Origin of the sequence: Streptomyces cahuitamycinicus (assembly GCF_002891435.1) — a bacterium.
Lineage (GTDB): Bacteria > Actinomycetota > Actinomycetes > Streptomycetales > Streptomycetaceae > Streptomyces > Streptomyces cahuitamycinicus.
Window position 1 is genome coordinate 1 of record NZ_POUC01000043.1, and the last position, 20,899, is coordinate 20,899.

Consider the following 20,899-nt stretch of genomic DNA (forward strand, 5'->3'; position numbering starts at 1 on the left):
CCGCTCCCCCGGCCAGCAGCGCCGCGCTCGCCCCGGCCACGAACGTCCGCCGGCCGAGCGGCTCATGGGTGCCCATACGACCTTCCTGTTCCGGCGTGCCGCAGCACGTGACGCTCCACCGCCGACGAGGACCTCAGGGCGCGGTAGTCGTACACGTCGGCGGGGTCCCAGCCGACGTCGGTGCCCAGGCCGAGACCGCTCGCCACGGCGTCGAGCCGGGCGGGCCGGCCGTTGAACCAGGAGCCGGTGTCGTGGAACCGTTCGCCCCCGTAGTCCGCGACGGCGAGGGACGGCCCTCCCCCGGGATACCGGAAGACGTTGCGCTCGGAGAAGATCGCGGACTCCACGCCGACGCCCAGGGCGTAGAGCGGAGCCCGCCCCCGGTGGACGTTGTTGACGACGTGCACCTGCCCGAAGCGGACCCGCGGGGCGCGCTGCACGATGCCGCTGAACAGGTTGCGGACGAAGGTCACCTTGAGATGTCCCCGGTCGCGGTCGCCGCGTCCGTCGCCCGAGCCGATCAGGATCGCCTTGTCGTGGTCTTCGAACCGGCTGTCGGAGACGGTGACGAAGTCGGAGCCGTCCTCGATGTCCAGCAGTCCGTCGTGCCGCTGCACGCGCTCGCCGTGGAAGCCGAGGGGCGCATCGCGGTCGGGGAACCGGCCGTCGGTGAAGGTGCAGTGGTCGATCCAGATGTTCTTGCCGGTGATCACGGTGAGCGCGTCGAAGCGGGCGTTCCAGCTGCCGCGTGTGCCGTCGCCCGGGGACCAGCTGGTGAAGTGGTCGACGGGCGCCTCCAGGCGCAGGTTGCGCAGGACGATGTTGCTGCCGGTGTCGACCGTCAGGAACACCCCGAGCAGCCGGGCGTCCCGGCCCACGCCGACGAGCGTGGTGTTGCTCGGCACGGTGAGCTGGATCTGCGCCTTCTCCTTGTTCGAGCCGGTCTGGCGCAGCTGCCGCTGCTGCTTGCAGTACTCGAAGCGGGTGTCGGACCAGACGGCACCGTCCTCACCGAAGCAGGACATGTACCGGCCGCGGTCGTATCCGGGCGCGTAGTCCTGCTCGCCGAGCAGGGAACCGTTCCCGCTCTCGTGGCCGTCGATGTCGCCGACGACCCTGATCACCTTGGGCGCGGTGGGCCGGCCGTCATGGGCGAGGGCGGCCTTGAGCTCGGCGCGCGTGTCCACCGTCCAGGTGCGGCCGCCCGCCCCGCCGGTCGTGCCGTGGCCGGCCGAGGCCCAGCCGGTGGGGGCACGGCCGGCAGGGGTGCGGTCGGTGGCGGAGGCCGGTGCGGCCGGCCAGAGCAGGCAGAGGCCCAGCAGGAGCACGGCGACCCTACGCACACGGCCGCCAGTCGCCGAGCCAGGCGGCGCGGGTCGCGGATCGGGCCTGCCGGGTGGTGAGCTGTGGCCGGTTGGCGGGGACCGTGATGTCCGCGCCCGGGCCGGTGTTGTGGTACTCGGCGAAGCGCTGGTCCTGCCAGGGGTGGGCGTCCCGCATGTTGGCGTAGGGCGCGACCGCGTCGATGCCCGGGCCCAGCCAGGTGTTGCGCACCGTGAGCATCGGGCGGACGGTGGTGCTGGAGGTGGGCACCCAGGGTCGGGCCAGCTTGTAGTAGCCGTCCGGGGCCTGACTGCTGACGCGGCTGCGCGTCACGAGGTAGCCGTGCGGGTTGGCACGCTCCGTGGAGGGGGCGAAGACGAAACCGTACGGGGCGCCTGACGCGTCGGTGCGGTTCAGGGTGCGGAAGTGGCAGTGCTCGAAGACGGCCGTGGCCCGGCCGAAGACGAAGTCGACGTCGCCCTCGACGTAGCAGCGGGAGAAGTACTGGCGGGCGAAGAGGTCGGCGGAGTTGGAGTCGGCGTACAGGGTGTCCTGGCAGCCGAGGAAGCGGCAGTGGTGGAAGGCCGAGCGGTCGCCCTGCACCTTGATGGCGACGGCCTGGGTGCCGGTGATGTCGGGGTGCTCGGCGCGCAGGAAGTCGTTGGCGAAGGTGATCCGGTGAGCGGTGAAGCCGTCGGCCCGGACGGTGGTGGTGGCCGAGCCGGTGGTGCCGTGGGTGCCGGAGCCGTCGGGCTTCGGGGTGCCGGCCGCGTTGTCGTAGACGATCACGACGTCGCGCGGGTCGTCGCCGGCGCCGAGCCAGGTCATCTCCGTACGGTTGCGGTCGACGGCGACCGTCTCCCGGTACGTCCCCGGGGCGATGACCAGCGTCCAGCCACTGCCGGTGGCGGCGGTCACGGCGGCCTGGACAGAGGTGTGGTCGCCCTTGCCGGCGGCGTCGACGTAGAGGGTCTGCGGGGTCAGGCGTGCGGCCGGGGAACCGTAGCGGCCGAAGGGGCGGCGTGGCCGGGCGGCGGCTTGCGCGGGGACGGAGGCGAGTGAGAGCGCGGCGCCCGCTGCGGCGCTCGCGACGAGGAACCCCCTGCGGGAGAGGGGAAGGCGGGACTGCGAGAGCATGCGGCTGCTCCTTCGCGGTGCGGCTGGTGCGAGGTGAGGGGTGCCCCGGTCGGGGAGGACCCGGGGGCCGGGCCGGGCCCACCTCGTGGCGGTGAGCCCGGACCGGCCTGTTCGGGGGGCGTCAGCAGATGCGGCCGGCGCCCGCGCGGTGGTCGACGATCCCGGGGATCGCCTTGGGCCGGTCGACCTTGGTTCGCAGGGTCGGCGTCCAACCGGCGCCCGACCGGAGGGTCTCCTCGGGGATCTCGGCGTTGTGGACGGCGATCAGGTCGACGCGCTTGCCGTTGACGTAGTTGTCGGTGGCGGTGAGCGGCGAGTCGATCCACCTCTTGAGGATCAGCGCCGGGCTGGTCCCGGCCGGCAGCGTGAAGGCGTTGTGCTCGGCGACGAGCTGGGACTCCTTGCCGATGCCGTAGGTGTAGACGTAGCCCTGGCCGGCCACGAAGTGGTTGTTGTACGAGTCGACCTGCCCGAAGCGGACGCGCGGCGCGCGCTCGAGGACGTTGCGGAACTTGTTGTGGTGGAGCGTCACCTTGAGCTTGCCCCGGTCGAGGACGGCCGTCGACTCGCTGTCGCTGTTGCCGATCATGAGCGTCTTGTCGTGGTCGGCGAAGACGTTCCAGGAGGCGGTGACGTAGTTGGATCCCTTGATGATGTCCAGCTGACCGTCGTGCTGCTGGTAGACGGTGCCGAAGTACGTCGGTGCCGCGCTGTCGGGGTGGCTGCCGTCGGTGAAGGTGTTGTGGTCCATCCAGACATGGGTGGAGCCGTTGACGACGGCGGTGTCGTACTCGGAGTTCCAGGCGCCGGTGTCGGTGTCCGTCGGATCCCACTGCGGGAAGCAGTCCAGGGGGCTCTCGAACGTGAGGTTGCGGATGATGACGTTGTCGACGCCCGCTATCTGGAGGCTGGCGCCCTTGAAGCCCGCGTTCTTGCCGACCCCGATGATGGTGGTGTTGGCGGGCACGCCGGCCTTGATGGCCTTGTCCTGGTTGTCGGAGGAGGCGCGTCGCAGTCCCTCGGGGCTGTCGGCGGGCTCGCCGCTCAGGTCCTTGTCCCGCCCCCAGGTCTCGGGGGCGTACTTCTTCAGATAGGCGTCGAAGTCGTAGCCGGGCACGGCGAAGGCGTCGCACCCCTCGGAGACCGCGTCGACGGTCCCCTTCACCTTGATGATCTTCGGCGCGCTCCCGCCCGCGGCGAGGGCGGCCTTGAACTGGGCCCAGGTGGTCACGGTGTACACGTGCTGGGCGTCGGCGGCCGAACCGCCGGTGGTCCCGGTGCCGTACGACCCCCACCCGTCTTTCGCCCCGAGCGTCTGCCGGGTGAGATCACGGGAGTCGGTCTGGGCGGCGGCGGTGCCGGTGAGGGACAGCGCCAGGGCGGTGCAGCCGGCGAGGACGACGGCTCTCCGCTTCACGGCATGCCCATGCCATCCATATGCGTGCATGGTGCGGATCTCCTTCTGCGGGGACGGGGGTGTCAGGCGGCCTTGGGCCAGGTGATCCAGGACGCGGGGATCGTCTCGTCCAGTCGGCGTAGGTCGTTCGGTGCGAGCACCCGCGTCCGCAGCAGCTCCCGCGCGACGAACCGCGCCACAGCGATCGCACCGGGCGGGTTGAAGTGCGTGTTGTCCTGCTCGGTGGCGGTCCAGTTGAAGTACTTCTTCGTCTCCTCGGCGCCCAGCCGCTGCCACAGCGCGATCGACAGCGCCTGGATGTCGAGCAGCGTCACCTGCTCCTCCTTGGCGAGCGCCCGCATCGCAGCCGGGTACTCGCCGTGGGTCGGCAGGGCCTTGCCGGCCGTGTCGAACTTGCGCCGTTCGACGGACGTGGCGAGCACGGGCCGCGCCCCGCGTGCCCGGGCCCCGTCGATGTACCGGCGCAGGTGGTCCTGGTACGTCGACCAGGGCTCGGTGTACCGCGTGGGGTCCTCCCGCTTCTCGTCGTTGTGCCCGAATTGGATGAGCAGGAAGTCGCCCGGCTCGATCTGCCGGAGGATGACGGCGAGGCGCCCCTCGTCGACGAAGCTCTTGGAACTGCGGCCGTTGACCGCGTGGTTGGCGACCGGCAGGTTCTTGTGGAGGAAGAACGGCAGAGCCATGCCCCATCCGGTCTCCGGCGCCGCGTCGGCGTACTTCTGGGCGGCGGTGGAATCACCGGCGATGTAGAGGGTCCGGGAGCGGCGGCCGGTGGCTTGCGCGGTACCGGTCGCGGCGAAGGTGAGAGGAACGGCGGCAACAGCGGCCGCGGTGACTTGTCTACGGCTCAATGACACGACAAACCCTTCTTCAGCGGGCTCTCAGGGTGTGGGGGGGTGTCTTCGTACGTGGTTCCGCCGCGGGTGCGGGCGGCCCGGGACGGCCGCGGCCTGCACGCCACAGGCCGTCCCGGGGCGGAGCGGGGGCGGGGTCAGCCCTTCTGCTGGTCCCACTCCGCCTGAGCCTCGTTCAGCTGGTCGGCCATCTTGTCCAGGAACTCCTTGGCGCTCATGTCGCCGAGCAGGACCTTCTGGAGGTTGGGCTCGTTCTCGGCCTTGGAGATGGTGTTCCAGTCCGGCAGGTAGTACGGCAGCTGGACGATGGTGGTGGAGCCGTCGTTGAGGGCCTCGGCGGCGAGCTTGGTCGGCTCGGCCTTGGAGATCCAGGCGTCCTTGGCGGCGTCCGTGTTCGACGGGATGGCGCCGGCCGACTCGTTCCACTTGGAGTTGGACTCGTGCGAGGCGGCGAACTCGATGAACTTCCAGGCGGCCTCCTTGTTCTTGGAGCTCTTGAACAGGCCGAGGCCGTCGACCGGGTTGGAGACCTGCACGCGCTTGCCGCCCGGGCCGGTGGGCTGCGGGATGCCGCGGAACTTGTCGGTGCCGAGCGCCTTCACGTGGTCCTGGTAGGAGCCCAGGTTGTGGTTGAGCATCCCGATCGTGCCGGAGTCCCACTGCGCGACCATCTTGGTGAAGTCGTTGTTGAGGTCGGCGGCCGGCGTGTACTTCTTGTACAGGCCGGCGTACTTCTCCAGCGCCTCGGCGTTCTTCGGGTCGTTGACCGTGGTCTTCTTACCACTGGCGTCCCAGAAGGACGTGATGCCGGACTGCCCGTACATCGCGTCCAGCGCCTGTGCGATCGAGCCCGCGCCGCCGCGGATGGTGTAGCCGAACTCGTTCTTCTTGGCGTTGGTGAGCTTCTCGGCGGCCTCGTAGAAGTTCTCCCACGTGGTGGGCGCGTCCAGGCCCGCCTTCTGGAACAGGTCGGTGCGGTAGTAGAGGGTGCCGTTGTTCGCGGAGGTCGGGACCGAGTACAGCGCGTCGCCGCCACCGGCGGACTTCAGCGACTCGACCATGCCCTCGTTGAGCTTGCCCTTGAGCGGGGACTCGCCGAGCCGGCCGTCCAGGGGGTCCAGCGCGTTCTGGGCGGCGAACCCGGCGGCCATCGCCGCGCCGACACCGCCGACGTCCGGCAGGCCGCCGCCCTGGATGGCGGTGTCGACCTTGGACTGGTACTCGGTGGCGGAGATACCGACGTAGTCGACCTTGATGGACGGGTTCGCCTTCTCGAAGTCGGCGATGATCTGCTTCCAGATGTCCGTGCGGACACCGCCGTTGTTGTCCCAGAAGACGATCTCGCCCTTGCCGCTGCCCTCGGCGCCCTTGTCGCCACCGGCGCCGCTGCCGTCGTCACCGCAGGCGGTCACGGTCAGGGCGAGGGCGGAGCCCAGGGCGACGGCCGTGGCCGCGCGCCTGCTTCTGCGGATGCTGCTCTTCATGGTCGGCTCTTTCTTCCGGATCAAACGAGATGTGAAGTTCGTGGGGGGTCAGTGGCGCGTGTGGGGCGCCCAGTTGTCGCTGCCCTTGAGGTAGGCGGTGACGGTGTGCGTCCGCGCGTCCTCGTCGCTCATCTGCGGCCGGTCCTGGGTGACGGCAGCCCCCGGCCCGTAGTTCTGGTACTCCGTGAAGCGCGCGTCCTTCCACGAGAAGCCACTCATGTCCGTCCACGGAGAGGACTTGACCGCGGCAGGCAGTCGGGTGTCGCGGATCAGCACCTGGGCCACCGCGTTCGGTTCACCGCCCGGGTGCCAGGGGCGGCCCAGGTGGTAGCTCCCGGCCGGCGCGTCGCTCACGATCTTCGATCGGGTGATCAGGAACCCGTACGGGTTGCCCGTCCACGTCGAAGCGGCCGTGATGTAGCCGTTGTTGGTCGTGGACCCACGGCTCAGCGCCTTGATCAGCGACCGCTCGATCACGGTCGTCGCCCGCCCGTAGATGAAGTCGACGTCGCCCTCGATGTAAGAGTCGCGGACGTACACCCGGCTGATCACGTTCAGCTTGGGACTGTCGGTCATCAGGGTGTCCTGGTTGCCCAGGAAGGCGGTGTTCTCGAAGACGATCCGGTCGCCCGTCGTCTTCATGGCGAGGGCCTGCTCGCCCTTCAGCTCGACCGCGGCCTCGTCGAAGTCGTTGCTGAAGGTGAGGTTGCGGGCGGTGACGTCGTTCGCCGCGATGCGCACGGTGGCGCTGCCCGTGGAACCGCCGTACTCGGCGGGCGTGTCGTGGACGATGACGGTGTCGGAGCGGTCGCGTCCGGTACCCCGGAGAAGGATCTTCGGCTTGCTCGCCGGGATGAACACCTTCTCCCGGTAGGTGCCCGGCGCGACCGCGATCGTCACCGGCACGTCGTTGCCGTCCGGCACGGCGTCCACGGCGGCCTGCACGGTCGGGTAGGCGCCCGGGACGTCGAGGGTCACACCGATCCGCTGCTGCGGACCGGAGAACTTCTTCACCAGGGCCGGGACCGCGGCGGCGGGATCGAGCCGGTAGGCGTAGAAGTCCCGCGGGTCGAAGGCGGCACCCCACTCGTCGGTCCGCCCGCTCGTCCTCCTCAGGATCGACCCCCGCTCCACCAGCTCCGCGGTCGCGTCGGCCTGGTAGGGGTGCTGGACCCGGTCGTAGTAGCCGTTCTCGATGACCATCTTGGTGCGGCCCCGGGACCAGTTCCCGTACGTCCACACGGGGTCCCCGTCGGCCACCTGTGCCGAGATGTAGTTGTTGTACAGGTGCGCGTAGGCGCAGTTGTCCGCCGAGGGATTGCGCTGTTTGGTACCGGTGAACCAGTTGTGGTCGATGGTGATCTGGGTCTGGACATTGTCGGTCCAGCCGATCCCGAGCGCCTTGTTGTGGTTGCTGAACTGGTTGTAGGAGACGGTGACGTACTGGCTGTCCTTGCGGATGTCGAGCAGGCCGTCGCCCATGTGGGTGAAGCGGTTGTGGTCGATCCAGACGTGGTGGACGGTGTCCATCTGGATGGCGTCGAAGTCGGAGGTCTTGCCGTCCCAGTCGCCCTCGACGTACGAGTCACGGATCGTCAGGTTGCGGATGATGACGTTGTGCGTGCCGGGCTTCAGGTGCAGTTCGCCGTGGACGATCTCGCCGGTGTCGCCGACGCCGATGATCGTCTTGTTCGAGGCCACGACGATGTCCGAGCCGAAGGGCTGGACGGCGACCGCCCCCGCCACCCGGATGACATACGGCTCTGCGGCGGCCGCGTACTTAGCCAGCGAGGCCTGGTCGGTGACCGTGACGACCTTGCCGCCGGCACCTCCCGTGGTGCCTCCGGCCAACGAGGCGAAGCCGTGGGCCCGGTCGGTCCAGCGGTCGGCCGCCGGTGCGGAAATCCCGGCGGGGGCGGATTCTGCGGCCCTCGTCTCCCCGGTCGCGCCCAGTCCCAGGGCGGCGACCAGGCCGGCGACGGCGGCCAGGGCGATACCTGGTCTGGGCAAGCGCTTGCTACGGAGGTGCGTCATTGCGGCTCCAACAGGCGGGATGGGCGTACAGGTGCGGTGGGTTACAGGTCGGTGATCCGGAAGTGCGTGAACGTGGCGGCGCCCGCGTGTCCCGACCCGACGGGCGCGAGGGCGAAGAGGCCGAGCAGGGCACCGACCCAGCGCCAGGGGGTGGCGGCGAAGACGGGACCCGACGGGCACGGCCCGTCACCGAGGTCGTGGAAGAAGCGGCAGCGGGCTCCGGCACCGATCTCGACGCGGAGCCCGGCCCGCCCCTCGGGTGCGAGGCGCGGGTGGGCCGCGTCGCGCTCCCGCTCGGCGACCCCCTCGGCGAACCGGTGCACGAGGTGGACCGTGCCGTCGGCCCCCCGCTGGAGGCCGATCCAGCTGAACGCGTCCCCGAGGACCGCGAGTCCGGCCCTCGCCCCCGGCTCCTCGCTGTGCAGGCGCAGCTCCACCTCGACGGCGGAGGGGACGCCGGGAAGCCGTTGGGTGAGGAGGTTCGGGAGTTTGCGCAGGTCGTGGGTGTCCGTCGAACGGACGCAGGACAACCGCAGGCCGTCCCCCGAGTGCTGGGTCGCCCAGCCGTCGCCCGGGTTGGCCGTCCACTGCCACTGGCGGCCGTACCGTCCGCCGGGGAAGTCGTCGTCGGTGGCGGGCGCGGCGGGCGGCTGCGGCGGCAGATCGGGCTTCTTGTGTACGGCGACGGGGGCGCCGTCGTCGCCGAGCACCGGCCAGCCGTCGGAGCTCCAGCGCATCGGCTGGAGGTGGACGACGCGGCCGTGGGCGCCGCGCTGCTGGAAGTGCAGGAACCAGTCCTCGCCGGACGGGGTGCGCACCCAGCCGCCCTGGTGGGGGCCGTTGACGTCGGTGTCCTTCTGCTCCAGGACGATTCTCTCCTCGTACGGCCCGAAGAAGCCGCGCGAGCGGAAGGCGCCCTGCCAGCCGGTCTCCACACCCCCGGCGGGGGCGAGGATCCAGAACCAGCCGTCGTGCCGGTAGAGCTTGGGTCCTTCGAGGGTGAACCAGCCGGGTATGCGGTCCCCGTCGACGATCACCTTGCCCTCGTCGAGGAGGCCGGTGCCGTCGGGGCGCATCCGGTGGCCGGTGAGGCGGTTCTTGACGCCGGAGCGGGACTTGGCCCAGGCGTGGACCAGGTAGGCCTCACCGGTCTCCTCGTCCCACAGGGGGCAGGGGTCGATCAGGCCCTTGCCCGCCTTCAGGAGGTGCGGGCGGGTCCAGGGGCCGCGCGCCTGCGGAGCGTTGATCTGGAAGACGCCCTGGTCGGGGTCGCCCCAGAAGATCCAGAAGCGTTCGTCGTGATACCTGAGGGACGGGGCCCAGACGCCGCAGTCGTGGCGGGGCGTCGCGAACTCCTCGGCCGGTTCCAGGCGTTCCAGGGCGTGGCCGACCAGGGTCCAGCCGACCAGGTCCCGGGAGTGCAGCAGCGGCAGGCCGGGGGCGCGGCCGAAGCTGGAGGCGGTCAGGTAGAAGTCGTCGCCGACGCGGACGACGTCCGGGTCGGACCAGTCGGCGTCGAGGATCGGGTTGCGGTAGGTCTCGGAGGTCACGGGCTCACCGCCTTGCGGACGAGGGGCGCCGCGGTGTCGCGGTCGAGACGGCCGTCGGCGACGACCGTGACCACCCGGCGCACGACGGTCTCGCCCGGCGGGAGCGGCACCCGTTCGTCGTACGCCAGGGAGGAGCCGACGCCCGGGTACTCCTCGGTGCGCACGAACCACGGGTCGCGGCGGGTCTGTTCGGTGGCGCCGGCGAAGACGAGCGTCCAGGTGGCGCCCCGCAGGGCGAGCCAGTCGGCGGGACGGCCGTGGACCTTCTCCTCGCCGTCGGCGCCGGCCGTGAAGACCTCCGGCGCGGTGGGCTCCTTGCGGGCCCGCCAGAAGAAGCCGCCGTAGGCGGCGCCGGGGCGTCCGTTGGTCGCGGGGCTGCCGATCGACAGCGGGTTCCCGGTGACGTTGGTGAGGGAGAACGTGAGGTCCAGCGCCCAGGCGCGGTCGGTGAGTTCGGTGGCCGCGACCGTACGGCGTTCGCGCAGCAGCTCGCCGCCCGGGCTCACCCAGCGCAGCTCCTCCACGAAGCCGTCCGGGTCGCGCAGCTGGAAGGCGACGTGCCGCTGCGAGCCGTGGTTGTCGAGCTCGGTCGGGCCCTGGTCGCGGACGTAGGTGCGACCGCCCCAGAAGTTGAACCCCTCGACGTCGGGAACGGCGACACCGACGCCGAGGTGGTGTGCGTGGTCGGCCGGGGCGAGTTCGGTCACGGCCGTGCCGGCCAGGGTGGTGACGGGGTGCAGATAGGGGCGCGGGGACAGCCGGGCCGGCAGCTCGGGCCGGGTGACGTACCGGCCGACCGGCCGGCCCGCCACGCGCAGGACCGCGGTGTCGTTGCTGGTCATCGGGTGCTCACCTCGTTCGACAGGTGCGCCCAGGGGGCGCCGAGCTCGGAGTAGAGGGAGAGGGTGTCGGCGGCGGCCGCGACGAGTCCGTCGATGCCCGGCACGACACGGCGGTTCTCGCCGGGGATGCTGTGCCAGGCGGTGTCCGGCAGCGGTGCCGGGTCGGGAGCGGTGCGGATGGCCTCCACGACCTTCATGAAGGCGCCGGTCTCGTCCGGCGGGACCAGCAGGTCCGCGCCGGTGGTGAGGTGGTCGACGAGGTTCTCCAGCAGATCGGTGCGGCCGTGCTCGGACTCCTCCGGGCCGTGCCCCGCGCGCTGGAGCAGCACGCGGTCCTGCTTGTACCAGAAGGTGATCCGGCCGCTGCTGCCGTGCACGAGCACGTACGGCTCGTCCGCCTGCTCGGCGCACAGTGTCGCGGCGACGGTGACGGGGCGGCCCTGCGCGGTGGTGATCCGGACGCAGGAGGTGTCGTCGGACTCGATGGCGTTGGCTCGCAGCAGCTCGGTCTCGATGCCGGTGACGTCCTCGGCGCGGGTGCTGCCGCCCAGGGCGAGGGCGGTGGCGACGGCGTGGGCGAGGGGGTTGGTCAGCGCCCCGTCGATCACGTCGACGCCGTTCAGCCGCCGCTTGCCCGCCCAGGGCGCCCGCCGGAAGTAGTCCTCGTCGCGTACCCAGGCACCGGCGCCGCCGAGCCCGACGAGCTTGCCGATCGCGCCCTTCCCGATCAGCTCGCGGACGGCGGGCAGGGCGTGCGAGCCGAGCGACTGGAAGCCGATCTGGCAGACGACCCCGGCCGCCGCGACCCCGTCGGCCATCCGGCGGAACTCGGCGTAGGAGGGGGCGGGCGGCTTCTCCAGGAGGAGGTGCACACCCCGCTCGGCCGCCGTGAGGGCGAGGTCGGTGTGGGTCGGGATCGGGGTGCAGATCACCGCGATCCGGGCGCCGGTGGCGTCCAGCAGGGTGCCGAAGTCGGCGGACTGCTCGGGGGCGCCCAGGTCGCCCAGTTCCTCCTCGGTCAGGGGCGTCAGCTCGCAGACGCCGGCCAGCCGTACGACGCCCTTCCTCTGCAGACGGCGGATGTTCTCGACGTGCCAGCGGCCGTGACCGCGGGCTCCGGCGAGGACAACGGGCAGGGGTGTGCTCAGGCGATCGCTCATGGGATGGATCATGCGACCGGTCATGGGATCCTCCCCGCACCGGCGCCCCGCGCCACGGCCCGGTCGGCCGCCCGGGCGCTGTCGATCCGGCCGTGCAGGGTGGGCGTCCAGCCGACGTCGCCCGTCAGATCGCGCTCACTGCCCGAGTTGTAGGCGTTGTGGATCGCGAGCAGGTCGACCGGGAAGCCGTTGAAGAGCGTGCCGCTCTGGTGCAGGGCGGTGCCGTTCCAGCTCTTGACCAGGTCGGCGACCTCCACGTGGCCGGGCGCGTGGAAGGCATTGTTCTGCGCGTACATCCTCGACTCGGTGGAGACGCCGAGGGAGTAGCGGTAGTCGTCGCCGGTGATGTCGTAGCGGTTGTTGTAGACGTGCACCTGGCCGAAGCGGACGCGCGGGGCGCGCTGGACGACGGACTCGAAGGCGTTGTGGTGCAGGGTGACCCTGAGCTTGCCGCGGTCGCCGGTGGCGGTGTCACTGCTGCCGATGAGCATCGCCTTGTCGTGGCCGGCGAAGCGGCTCCAGGAGACGGTGACCAGGTCGGAACCGTTGGTGATGTCCAGCAGGCCGTCGTGGCGCAGATAGTTGCGGGCGAAGTGGGTGGGTTCCTTCGCGTCCGGGTGGCCCTTGTCGCTCAGGGTCACGTGGTCCACCCACACATGGGTGGCGCCGGTCAGCCAGATGTTGTCGTAGGCCGTCTTCCAGTCGCCGAGGCCTCCGGTGTTGGGCTGCCAGACGGGGAAGCAGTCGTAGGCGTCGCGCACGTCGAGGTTGCGGATGATCACGTTGTCCGCGTCCTTCACCTGGAGGCTCGCGCCCTTGAGGACGGCCGAGTCGCCGAGGCCGACGATGGTGGTGTTCGAGCCGACGGGCAGCACGACCCTCTCGGCCTGCCGCGCGGCGGAGGCCCGGCGGGCCTCCTCCTGGGGGCCGCTGGGCTTGGCGGAGCCCCAGGTGCGGGGGTCGTAGGCGGCGAGGTACTTCTTCAGGCCGTAGCCGCCGGTGGCGTAGTCGGCGCAGTCCAGCCGGTCGCCGTCGTCATCGGTGTTGGCGTCGATCGTCCCGGCGATCTTGATGATCTTCGGGGTGTCGCTGCCGCCGTCGAGGGCCCGGACCAGTCCGGCCCGGTCGGTGACCGTGTGGACGTGGCCGGCCTCGGCCGCGGCGCCTCCGGTGGTGCCCGCTCCCTCGGCGGCCCAGCCGTCGTTCGCCGGCAGGGTGTCGCGGCCGATGTCCCGGGCCTCGGCGTGCGCGGGCACGCAGAGGACGCCCAGCAGTCCGGCCGCGACGGCCAGGTGTCGGCCCCTCATCCCTTCACCGCCCCCGCGCTGAACCCGGTGATCAGCCACTTCTGGATGAAGGCGAACACGATCACGACCGGCACGGCCGCGATGATGCCGCCCGCCGCGAGCGCGCCCAGGTCGACGCTGTCGGCGCTCATCAGGGAGTTGAGGCCGACGGGGATCGTCTGCTTGTCCTGGTTGTTCAGGAACATCAGGGCGAACAGGAAGTGGTTCCAGGAGTGGACGAAGGCGAACGAGCCGACGGCGATCAGGCCGGGCCGCAGCAGCGGCAGCACCACGATCCGGAAGGCGGTCATGCGGTTGCAGCCGTCGACCCAGGCCGCCTCCTCCAGGGAGTACGGCACGTTCTTGATGAAGTTGCTGATCAGGATCATCGACAGCGGCAGCTGGAAGACCGTCTCGGCGAGGATGACACTGCCGAGCGAGTTGATCATCTGCAGTTCGGCGAAGATCTCGAACAGCGGCACCAGCAGCAGCGCGCCCGGCACGAACTGGGAGCAGAGCAGGGCCAGCATGAACACCCGCTTGACCTTGAAGTCGAACCGGGCCAGGGCGTAACCGCCGGCCAGCGCGACGAGCGTCGTCATGAGCAGGGTGGCGACGCCGACGAGCACGCTGTTGGTGAAGTAGGTGCCGAAGCTGCGCTCCGTCCAGACCTTCTCGAAGTGGTCGAAGGTCATCGGCCAGGGGACGAGCGAGGTGGAGCCGGCCGGGCGCAGCGAGAAGAGCAGGATCCAGTAGAAGGGGACGATGGTGAAGAGGAGGTAGATGCCCAGGGGCAGGTAGATCTGCCAGCGGGGCGCCTCGTCCCAGGCGCGGTGGCCCTTGGCGGGGCGCGGCGGTTCGCCGGTGGCGCGCACGGGGGCGGCGGGTGCGGCCTTGGTGGCTTCCTTGACGCTCACTTCTCGCCTCCGAACTTGCTCAGCCGCAGGTAGACCATCGAGCAGAAGAGCAGGATCACGAACGCCACCGTGGTCAGGGCCGACGCGTAGCCGAAGTTGTGGGCGTCGACCGATGTGTTGGCGATGTACAGCGGCAGCGTGGTCGTCTCACCCGCCGGGCCGCCGCCGGTCAGGGTGTAGAGCAGGTCGACGTTGTTGAACTCCCACACCGCGCGCAACAGCGTGGACAGGATGATGGCGTCCTTCAGGTGCGGCAGCGTGATGTGCCAGAACTGCTTGATGCGGCTGGCGCCGTCGACCTCGGCGGCCTCGTAGAGGTCCTTCGAGACGGACTGGAGGTCGGCGAGGATGAGGATCGCGAAGAACGGCACCCCTCGCCACAGGTCGGCCACGATCGCCGCCGGGAAGACGGTCGAGGTGTCCGACAGCCAGCTCGTCCCGTAAGAGCCGATCCCCATGTCCGCGAGGTAACGGGTGATGCCCGTCTGGGAGTTGTAGAGCAGCACCCAGATCGCGGAGGTCAGCACGCCGGAGACGGCCCACGGGGAGAAGACCAGGGCGCGTCCCAGGCCCCGGCCGACGAAGGTCTGGTTGACGATCAGGGCGAGCGCGAGGCCGAACAGCAGCTGGAGTCCGACCTCGACGACGACCCACTTGGCGCTGAAGACCAGGGTGTCCCAGAAGATCGGGTCCTTGGTGAAGGCGTGGACGAAGTTGTCGAAGCCCGCGTAGCCGTTCCGCCATGGTTTGGTGGGGTTGTAGTTCTGCAGGCTGTAGTAGAAGACGCTGATGACCGGGTAGGCGATGAAGCCCAGCATCAGCAGGGCGGCCGGTGCGATCAGCAGGTACGGGAGCCTGCGCGGCGTGGCGGAGGCCCGGCGCCGCCGGGGTGGCGCGGGCGGTTTCGCCACGGCTGCGGCTTGGGCCATGACTGTTCTCCGTTCTCAGTACGTCGTGGTACGTCGTGCGTCGGTGCGTGCACGGGAAGCGCTTTCTCCCCGGGCAGGGTCGTGCCGGGTCGTGCTGAGGTGCGTGGGTCTCGTGTCCGGATGGCGGGTGGCGCGTGGGTCGTGCCCGGATGGTGCGGTGACGCGTGGGTCGTGCCTGTTCAGCTCGCGTACGGGTCGGCGGCACGGCCCGGACGGGCGAGGAACTCGAAGTCGCAGCCGGTGTCGGCCTGCGTGATCTGCTCGTTGTAGAGCGCGCCGTAGCCGCGCTCGTAGCGGGCGGGCGGAGGCGTCCAGTCGGCCCTGCGCCGCTCCAGCTCCTCGTCGTCGACGTTGAGTTGGAGGGTCCGGGCCTCGACGTCCAGGGTGATCGAGTCACCGCTGCGGACCAGGGCCAGCGGCCCCCCGACGTACGACTCGGGCGCGATGTGCAGGGCGCACGCGCCGTAGCTCGTGCCGCTCATCCGGGCGTCGGAGATCCGGACCATGTCCCGTACGCCCTGCCGCAGCAGGCGGTCGGGGATCGGCAGCATGCCGTACTCGGGCATGCCCGGGCCGCCCTTGGGCCCCGAGTTGCGCAGCACCAGCACGCTGTCGGCGGTGATGTCCAGCCCGGGGTCGTTGATCGTGCGCTGCATGGTCCTGTAGTCGTCGAAGACGACGGCGGGACCGGTGTGCTTGAGCAGGTGCGGCTCGGCGGCGATGTGCTTGATGACCGCGCCGTCGGGGCAGAGGTTGCCGCGCAGTACGGCGACCCCGCCCTCGGCGGCGACCGGGTTGTCGCGGGTGCGGATGACGTCGTCGTCGTGGGCGACGGCGCCCTCGATCTGCCCTCCCAGGGTTCCGTTGACGGTGGGCCGGTCCAGGTGCAGCAGGTCGGTGATCCGCGAGAGGAAGGCGGGCAGACCACCGGCGAAGTGGAAGTCCTCCATGAGGTACGTCTGTCCGCCGGGCCGGACGTTGGCGAGCACCGGCACGGTGCGGGCGATGCGGTCGAAGTCGTCGAGGGTGAGCTCGACCTGGCAGCGTCCGGCCATCGCGATCAGGTGGATGACGGCGTTGGTGGAGCCGCCGAGCCCGAGCACCGTGGTGACGGCGTCCTCGAAGGCCTCGCGGGTGAGGATCCCGGACGGCTTGAGCGCGGTCCAGGCGAGTTCCACGGCCCGGCGCCCGGAGGCGGCGGCCATCCGCTCGTGCCCGGAGTCGACGGCCGGGATCGAGGAGGCGCCCGGCAGGGTCATACCGAGGGCTTCCGCCGCCGCGGTCATGGTCGACGCGGTGCCCATGGTCATGCAGTGACCCGGTGAACGCGCCAGCCCGCCCTGGAGCTCCCGCAGTTCGCAGTCGGTCAGGTTGCCGGCGCGGTGTTCGTCCCAGTATTTCCACATGTCGGTACCGGACCCGAGGGTCTCACCGCGCCAGTGACCCGGCAGCATCGGTCCCGCGGGCACGAAGAGCGCCGGCACGTCGGCCGAGGCCGCGCCCATGAGCAGCGCGGGCGTCGACTTGTCACAGCCGCCGAGCAGCACCGCCGCGTCGATCGGGTACGACCGCAGCAGTTCCTCCGTCTCCATCGCGAGCAGGTTGCGGTAGAGCATCGGGGTCGGCTTCTGGTACGTCTCGGACAGCGTGGCGACCGGGAACTCCAGCGGGAAACCGCCGGCCTGCCACACCCCCCGCTTGACCGCCTCGGCCCGCTCGCGCAGATGGACGTGGCAGGGGTTGATGTCGGACCAGGTGTTCAGGACGGCGATCACGGGGCGGCCGAGGTACTCCTCCGCCTCGTAACCGAGCTGGCGCATACGGGCGTTGTGCGACCAGGTGCGCAACTGGCCCTCGGCGCCGTACCACTGGTGGCTCCTGAGCTCCTCGGGACGCAGCCTGCCGGTCATATCGACCACCCCGCGGCGATCGCGGCGACCTCGGCCCGCTCGCTCTCGGGCAGCGGTCTGCTCGGCGGGCGGACCTCGCGGCGGCACAGTCCGAGGGAGGCGAGGGCCTCCTTGACGACGGTGACGTTGTTGGCGGAGCCGCTGTCGGCGCGCAGCTCCTCGAAGCGGCGGATCTGCTCCCAGACCTTCATCGCGGCCGGGTAGTCGCCGGAGCGCAGCGCCTCGATCATGTTGAGTGAGACGGCCGGGGCGACGTTCACCAGCCCCGAGGTGAAGCCGGTGGCACCGGCGGAGAAGTAGGAGGGGGCGTACGGCTCGGCGAGCCCGGCCACCCAGACGAACCGCTCAAGCCCCGCGTCCCGGGCGAACGCGGCGAATCTGGCCGCGTCGGGGACGGCGTACTTCACGCCGATGACGTTCGGGCAGGTGTCGGCGAGTTCGGCGAGCCGAGCACCGGTGAGCTGCGCGCTGCGGATGTACGGCACGACACCCAGCTGGGGCACGGCCTCGGCGATGGCACGGTGGTAGTCGACCCAGCCGGCCTGCGAGACGTACGGGTGGACGGGCTGGTGGACCATCACCATCTGGGCGCCGAGCTCCCGGGCGTGCCGGGCGGAGGCGACGGCGGTCGGGATGTCGTGTCCGACGCCGACCAGGACGACGGCCCGCTCCCCCGCCTCGTCGATCGTCAGCTCCGTGACGAGCCGACGCTCTTCGGGGGTCAGGGCGTAGAACTCACCGGTGTTGCCGTTCGGGGTGAGGGTCGTGATACCGCCGTCGAGCAGACGGCGCAGCAGGGCCCGGTGGGTGTCCTGCTCGACGGAGCCGTCCTCGGCGAACGGGGTCACCGGGATCGCCACCACGTCGGCCAGGGCCGCCCGCTGGGTCTCGAACGCCACGCTGCTCATTCCTGACCTTCCTGTTCCGGTCCCGCCTGGGGGAAAGCGCGCTCTACGAAGGACGCGATGTGGGCGTGCAGGGCGCGTGCCGCGCCGTCCGCGTCACCGTCGAGCGCGAGCCGCAGGATCTCCCGGTGCTCGCCGGCCTCCCGCTCCCAGGAGGGGGAGGCCGCCCAGGCGACGGCGGAGACCAGGGCGGCCTGGTCGCGGACCTCGTCGAGCATCCGGCCGAGCAGCGGGTTGCCGCACGGCAGGTACAGGGCACGGTGGAACTCCCGGTTGGCGAGGGAGCGTTCGGCGGTGTCGGTGGCGTCGTCGGCCCGGGTCAGCGCCTCACGGGCGACGTCCAGGGAGGCGCCTCGCCGCACGGCGCGCCGCAGTGCCTCCGGCTCCAGCAGCAGCCGTACGTCGTAGACCTCGCGCGCCATGTCCGCGTCCACCATGCGCACGGTGACGCCCTTGTACTGGCTCATCACGACCAGCCCGGTCCCGGCGAGGGTCTTGAGCGCCTCGCGCACCGGGGTCTTCGACACCCCGAACTGTGCGGCGAGCTCGGTCTCGACCAGCGCCTGCCCGGGCGTCAACTGCCCCGTGAGAATGCGGTGTTTGATCCCCTCCAGCACGTACTGCGTGCGGGAGGGGATCGGCGTGGGCACAGAGGTCATGCGCGCCTCTCGGATCTCGCGTCTCGGTGGATCGCGTATCGGATCTCGCGTATCGCGTCTCATATATGACGTACGAAGTACGACGCGATGACGGTAGGAGGGCGCGTTTGTTTCGTCAATGCTTCCGGCAAAGAAACTGCAATCGCTTTCTACGGCTTGGGCGCCCACCCGGGGTCCCGTCCGCTGAGCCCCACCGCCCGGGCCAGCAGGGATGCCCCCGGCTCGACCGTGACGACGGGCCCGAAGATGGCACCGCGGTCGGGGTCGTCGACGGACGCCGCGAGGAAGTCGTGGGGATGTTGATCCGACGGGCCTGCGTCGCGGCCCGGCGAGCGGCATCCTCCGGCGGTACGGGCTCCAGGTCCGCGAGTGGGGCACTGGGCGCCGGATGGAACGGGGTCCCAACCGTCCTTGGGCACGACGACCGACGCCACCATCATCGGTGTCTGTGAAACCCCGGCTGCGGCAGCGGCCCGCAGGCCATCAGCCATGCGGCGGCCGTTTCGTGCACGGGATGCCCGACTGCCAGCTGCACGAGGCCACCGTAGGTGGCGTTCAGCCAGGCGGTTGCCCGCTGGTCGGGAGTCGACATCTTCTAGTGCCCCCTCTTCGGAGGCCGTCCATGAGGCCATTCGCCCGTCTCACGGAGTTCCATGTACTTATCCCCCGGAAGATGGGTCGGGGAGAAGTGCGGAGCGGTGCCGTCATGCGGTACCACGATGAGCGACGTGAACGGAGCCTGCGTGGGGTCGCCCGTGTCGATGTGTTCCTTGAAATCGAAACGCACAGTCCATCCGTAGGTGAAGCGGATCGCTGTATCCGGCAGCATCGCTACCGAATCGGGCTTCTCAGGGAAAGCCTTGGTTTTCAGGTATTCGGCGGCTGCTGCCACGGCCTCGTCACGGCTCAGCACTTAGGAGCTCCCATTACGGTAAGGAATGTGCCCGATCGATGACACGTTTTTCTCCAGGATGGCGAGGGTTCCTGACTGCCCGTCGAGGAAAACAACCCCGTGCTTGGTGTTCACGGCATTGAACACGTGGGCGCTGCCGTCGGGCCGGCTCACGTACATGGCACTCCTCGATATGAGCGGCTGGCTCGTCCGTCACTGCGAGCCGCGGACAGCAGCGGTCAGGGTTCTCGTGTGTTCGGTTCATGTCTCCTGCTGGATTGGCTGGCGACCTATCCCGGCGATACCTGGCGACAGCGCTGGCGGGCGAGCCCGGCGAATTCCTTCGCGACGCGATCACTGCCCGGGAACTGACCGATTTACATGCGACGGCGGTCGTCGATTTCGACGGAGAGTTTCTGCCACGACTGGATCAGTCGTGCCAGGTCGTCGAACGTGGTGCGGCTGGCGGTACGCAATGGCTCGCCTACAAGGAAGTGGACGGTTGTCCCGGTCGTGAGGTCATCAGCGATCGGTCGCAGGTCAGTAGTGGGCACGCCATGTTCGTACCGCTGAGTCCAGGAGCCGTTGAGACGGCGGTTGGTATGGATGAGCCACGTGCTGAGTGCAGCGACGACAGACATGCCCCGGCGAATGTGTGTGTCGGGGAGCAAGGGGGCATCGGGGTCGTCGAAGAACCGGAGGTCCTTCGTGGCCATGACCGGCTTCTTCACGATGCGTCCATGCTCATCGAGGCGTGTGTCGGTGCCTCGTCCGTTGTCGGCGACGGCCACCGAGCCGTCTGGGTAGAGGGTGATTTGGCAGAAGCCGCCGTGGCCGGATTCGGCCTCGTCCGCCACATAGGCGACGACTTCCAGGATCAGGTGCAGGGTGCCGCCGGGAGCGAAGGCGGCCGAGCTCTGGCGGATGTGCTCCAGATGGTCGAGGTCGACGGTGCTGGCCCAGTCGTGAGTGGTGTTGCGCCAGGAAGCCCTTGGAGTGTCCATCGGAGAAGTATGCGGGGCCGTGATCACGCGGTGACAACGAGTGTCAGCCAGAGCACTCGGGTATGGAGTCGCGCGATCGGTGTGGCCGGGATTGCAACTATGTACCGTCGTGAAAGTACTGGTCAAACGGGTTGCTAAGGTCCACGCATGGCGCGTCTGAAGATCGAGATATCAGTCCCCGAGAGTCACGTGGAGACCGTGATCGAGGCTCTCCACGCGGCAGGCGCGGGACGGGTGGGTGCGTATGCGCGGTGCTCCAGCATCTGGAAGGTGACGGGCAACTGGCAGGCCCTGCCCGGCTCACAGCCGTACGACGGCGAAGTGGGCGTCGTACAACACAGCGAAGAGTGCCGGATCGAATCGGTCTGTGATGCCGCCCAGGCCCGTTCCATCCAGCAGGCCGTTCGCGACGCCCATCCCTACGAGGAGGCAGTCATTCACTTCCTGCCCCTGTACGAGCCGTAGGCGACAGCGGTCGGACGAACCCATCACAGCCCTTCGTCGAGTACTGCGACCAGGGCCTCGGAATGGACGGCGAGGTCCCCTCAGTGCAGTGGCGCTGGGGCCAGAGCTGCGGTTCGTTCACAGCTTCTCAA

General features: G+C 69.9%; 19 protein-coding genes. 1 reads left to right on the forward strand and 18 read right to left on the reverse strand.

Annotated features, from left to right (window positions below; genetic code table 11):
* Positions 1-62: 62 nt before the first annotated feature.
* From C1J00_RS08685 to C1J00_RS08775, 18 genes are all read right to left on the reverse strand, one after another.
* Complete coding sequence (locus C1J00_RS08685) at positions 63-1,328, reverse strand: pectate lyase family protein (RefSeq protein ID WP_245936263.1); 1,266 nt, start codon at positions 1,326-1,328, stop codon at positions 63-65.
* 7 nt (positions 1,329-1,335) lie between these two features.
* The gene (locus C1J00_RS08690) at positions 1,336-2,460 is read right to left on the reverse strand and encodes a pectinesterase family protein (protein ID WP_102908456.1); all 1,125 of its coding nucleotides are present in this window, start codon (positions 2,458-2,460) and stop codon (positions 1,336-1,338) included.
* Between the two features lie 121 nt (positions 2,461-2,581).
* On the reverse strand, positions 2,582-3,907 hold the full coding sequence (locus C1J00_RS08695; protein ID WP_102908457.1) for a pectate lyase family protein: 1,326 nt from the start codon (positions 3,905-3,907) through the stop codon (positions 2,582-2,584).
* 32 nt (positions 3,908-3,939) lie between these two features.
* A complete protein-coding gene (locus C1J00_RS08700; protein ID WP_102908458.1) occupies positions 3,940-4,734 on the reverse strand; it encodes a rhamnogalacturonan acetylesterase in 795 nt (264 codons plus the stop codon).
* 134 nt (positions 4,735-4,868) lie between these two features.
* A complete protein-coding gene (locus tag C1J00_RS08705; protein WP_102908459.1) occupies positions 4,869-6,215 on the reverse strand; it encodes an ABC transporter substrate-binding protein in 1,347 nt (448 codons plus the stop codon).
* Positions 6,216-6,263: 48 nt separating this feature from the next.
* A complete protein-coding gene (locus C1J00_RS08710; protein WP_102908460.1) occupies positions 6,264-8,249 on the reverse strand; it encodes a pectinesterase family protein in 1,986 nt (661 codons plus the stop codon).
* A gap of 41 nt (positions 8,250-8,290) precedes the next feature.
* Complete coding sequence (locus C1J00_RS08715; RefSeq protein ID WP_102908461.1) at positions 8,291-9,799, reverse strand: glycoside hydrolase family 43 protein; 1,509 nt, start codon at positions 9,797-9,799, stop codon at positions 8,291-8,293.
* The gene (locus C1J00_RS08720; protein WP_102908462.1) at positions 9,796-10,641 is read right to left on the reverse strand and encodes a DUF6807 domain-containing protein; all 846 of its coding nucleotides are present in this window, start codon (positions 10,639-10,641) and stop codon (positions 9,796-9,798) included. The genes C1J00_RS08715 and C1J00_RS08720 overlap by 4 nt, the downstream gene beginning before the upstream one ends.
* Entirely contained in the window at positions 10,638-11,825 is a 1,188-nt protein-coding gene (locus C1J00_RS08725) for a Gfo/Idh/MocA family protein (RefSeq protein WP_180989464.1), read from the reverse strand. The genes C1J00_RS08720 and C1J00_RS08725 overlap by 4 nt, the downstream gene beginning before the upstream one ends.
* Positions 11,822-13,108 carry a pectate lyase family protein gene (locus C1J00_RS08730; protein WP_102908463.1) on the reverse strand — a complete coding sequence of 429 codons (1,287 nt, stop codon included), beginning with the start codon at positions 13,106-13,108 and terminating at the stop codon, positions 11,822-11,824. The genes C1J00_RS08725 and C1J00_RS08730 overlap by 4 nt, the downstream gene beginning before the upstream one ends.
* Positions 13,105-14,004, reverse strand: a complete 900-nt coding sequence (locus C1J00_RS08735; protein ID WP_102908464.1) for a carbohydrate ABC transporter permease — start codon at positions 14,002-14,004, stop codon at positions 13,105-13,107. The genes C1J00_RS08730 and C1J00_RS08735 overlap by 4 nt, the downstream gene beginning before the upstream one ends.
* Positions 14,001-14,933 carry a carbohydrate ABC transporter permease gene (locus tag C1J00_RS08740; RefSeq protein ID WP_102908465.1) on the reverse strand — a complete coding sequence of 311 codons (933 nt, stop codon included), beginning with the start codon at positions 14,931-14,933 and terminating at the stop codon, positions 14,001-14,003. The genes C1J00_RS08735 and C1J00_RS08740 overlap by 4 nt, the downstream gene beginning before the upstream one ends.
* 179 nt (positions 14,934-15,112) lie before the next feature.
* Positions 15,113-16,843 (reverse strand): L-arabinonate dehydratase, encoded by a 1,731-nt coding sequence (gene araD / locus C1J00_RS08745; protein ID WP_102908466.1) that lies wholly within the window; start codon positions 16,841-16,843, stop codon positions 15,113-15,115.
* Positions 16,840-17,751: a dihydrodipicolinate synthase family protein gene (locus C1J00_RS08750; protein WP_102908467.1), complete on the reverse strand. Its 912-nt coding sequence runs from the start codon at positions 17,749-17,751 to the stop codon at positions 16,840-16,842. Before C1J00_RS08750 ends, araD begins: the two co-directional genes overlap by 4 nt.
* On the reverse strand, positions 17,748-18,407 hold the full coding sequence (locus C1J00_RS08755) for a GntR family transcriptional regulator (RefSeq protein ID WP_102908468.1): 660 nt from the start codon (positions 18,405-18,407) through the stop codon (positions 17,748-17,750). The genes C1J00_RS08750 and C1J00_RS08755 overlap by 4 nt, the downstream gene beginning before the upstream one ends.
* Positions 18,408-19,002: 595 nt before the next feature.
* On the reverse strand, positions 19,003-19,320 hold the full coding sequence (locus C1J00_RS08765) for a YrhB domain-containing protein (RefSeq protein ID WP_102908469.1): 318 nt from the start codon (positions 19,318-19,320) through the stop codon (positions 19,003-19,005).
* Complete coding sequence (locus C1J00_RS48075) at positions 19,321-19,479, reverse strand: toxin glutamine deamidase domain-containing protein (protein ID WP_102908470.1); 159 nt, start codon at positions 19,477-19,479, stop codon at positions 19,321-19,323. It abuts the gene before it with no gap.
* Between the two features lie 197 nt (positions 19,480-19,676).
* A complete protein-coding gene (locus C1J00_RS08775) occupies positions 19,677-20,303 on the reverse strand; it encodes an ATP-binding protein (RefSeq protein WP_219728331.1) in 627 nt (208 codons plus the stop codon).
* Between the two features lie 147 nt (positions 20,304-20,450).
* On the opposite strand from C1J00_RS08775, the gene C1J00_RS08780 reads away from it, so the two are divergent.
* Entirely contained in the window at positions 20,451-20,768 is a 318-nt protein-coding gene (locus C1J00_RS08780; RefSeq protein ID WP_102908471.1) for a YqfO family protein, read from the forward strand.
* Positions 20,769-20,899: the final 131 nt, after the last annotated feature.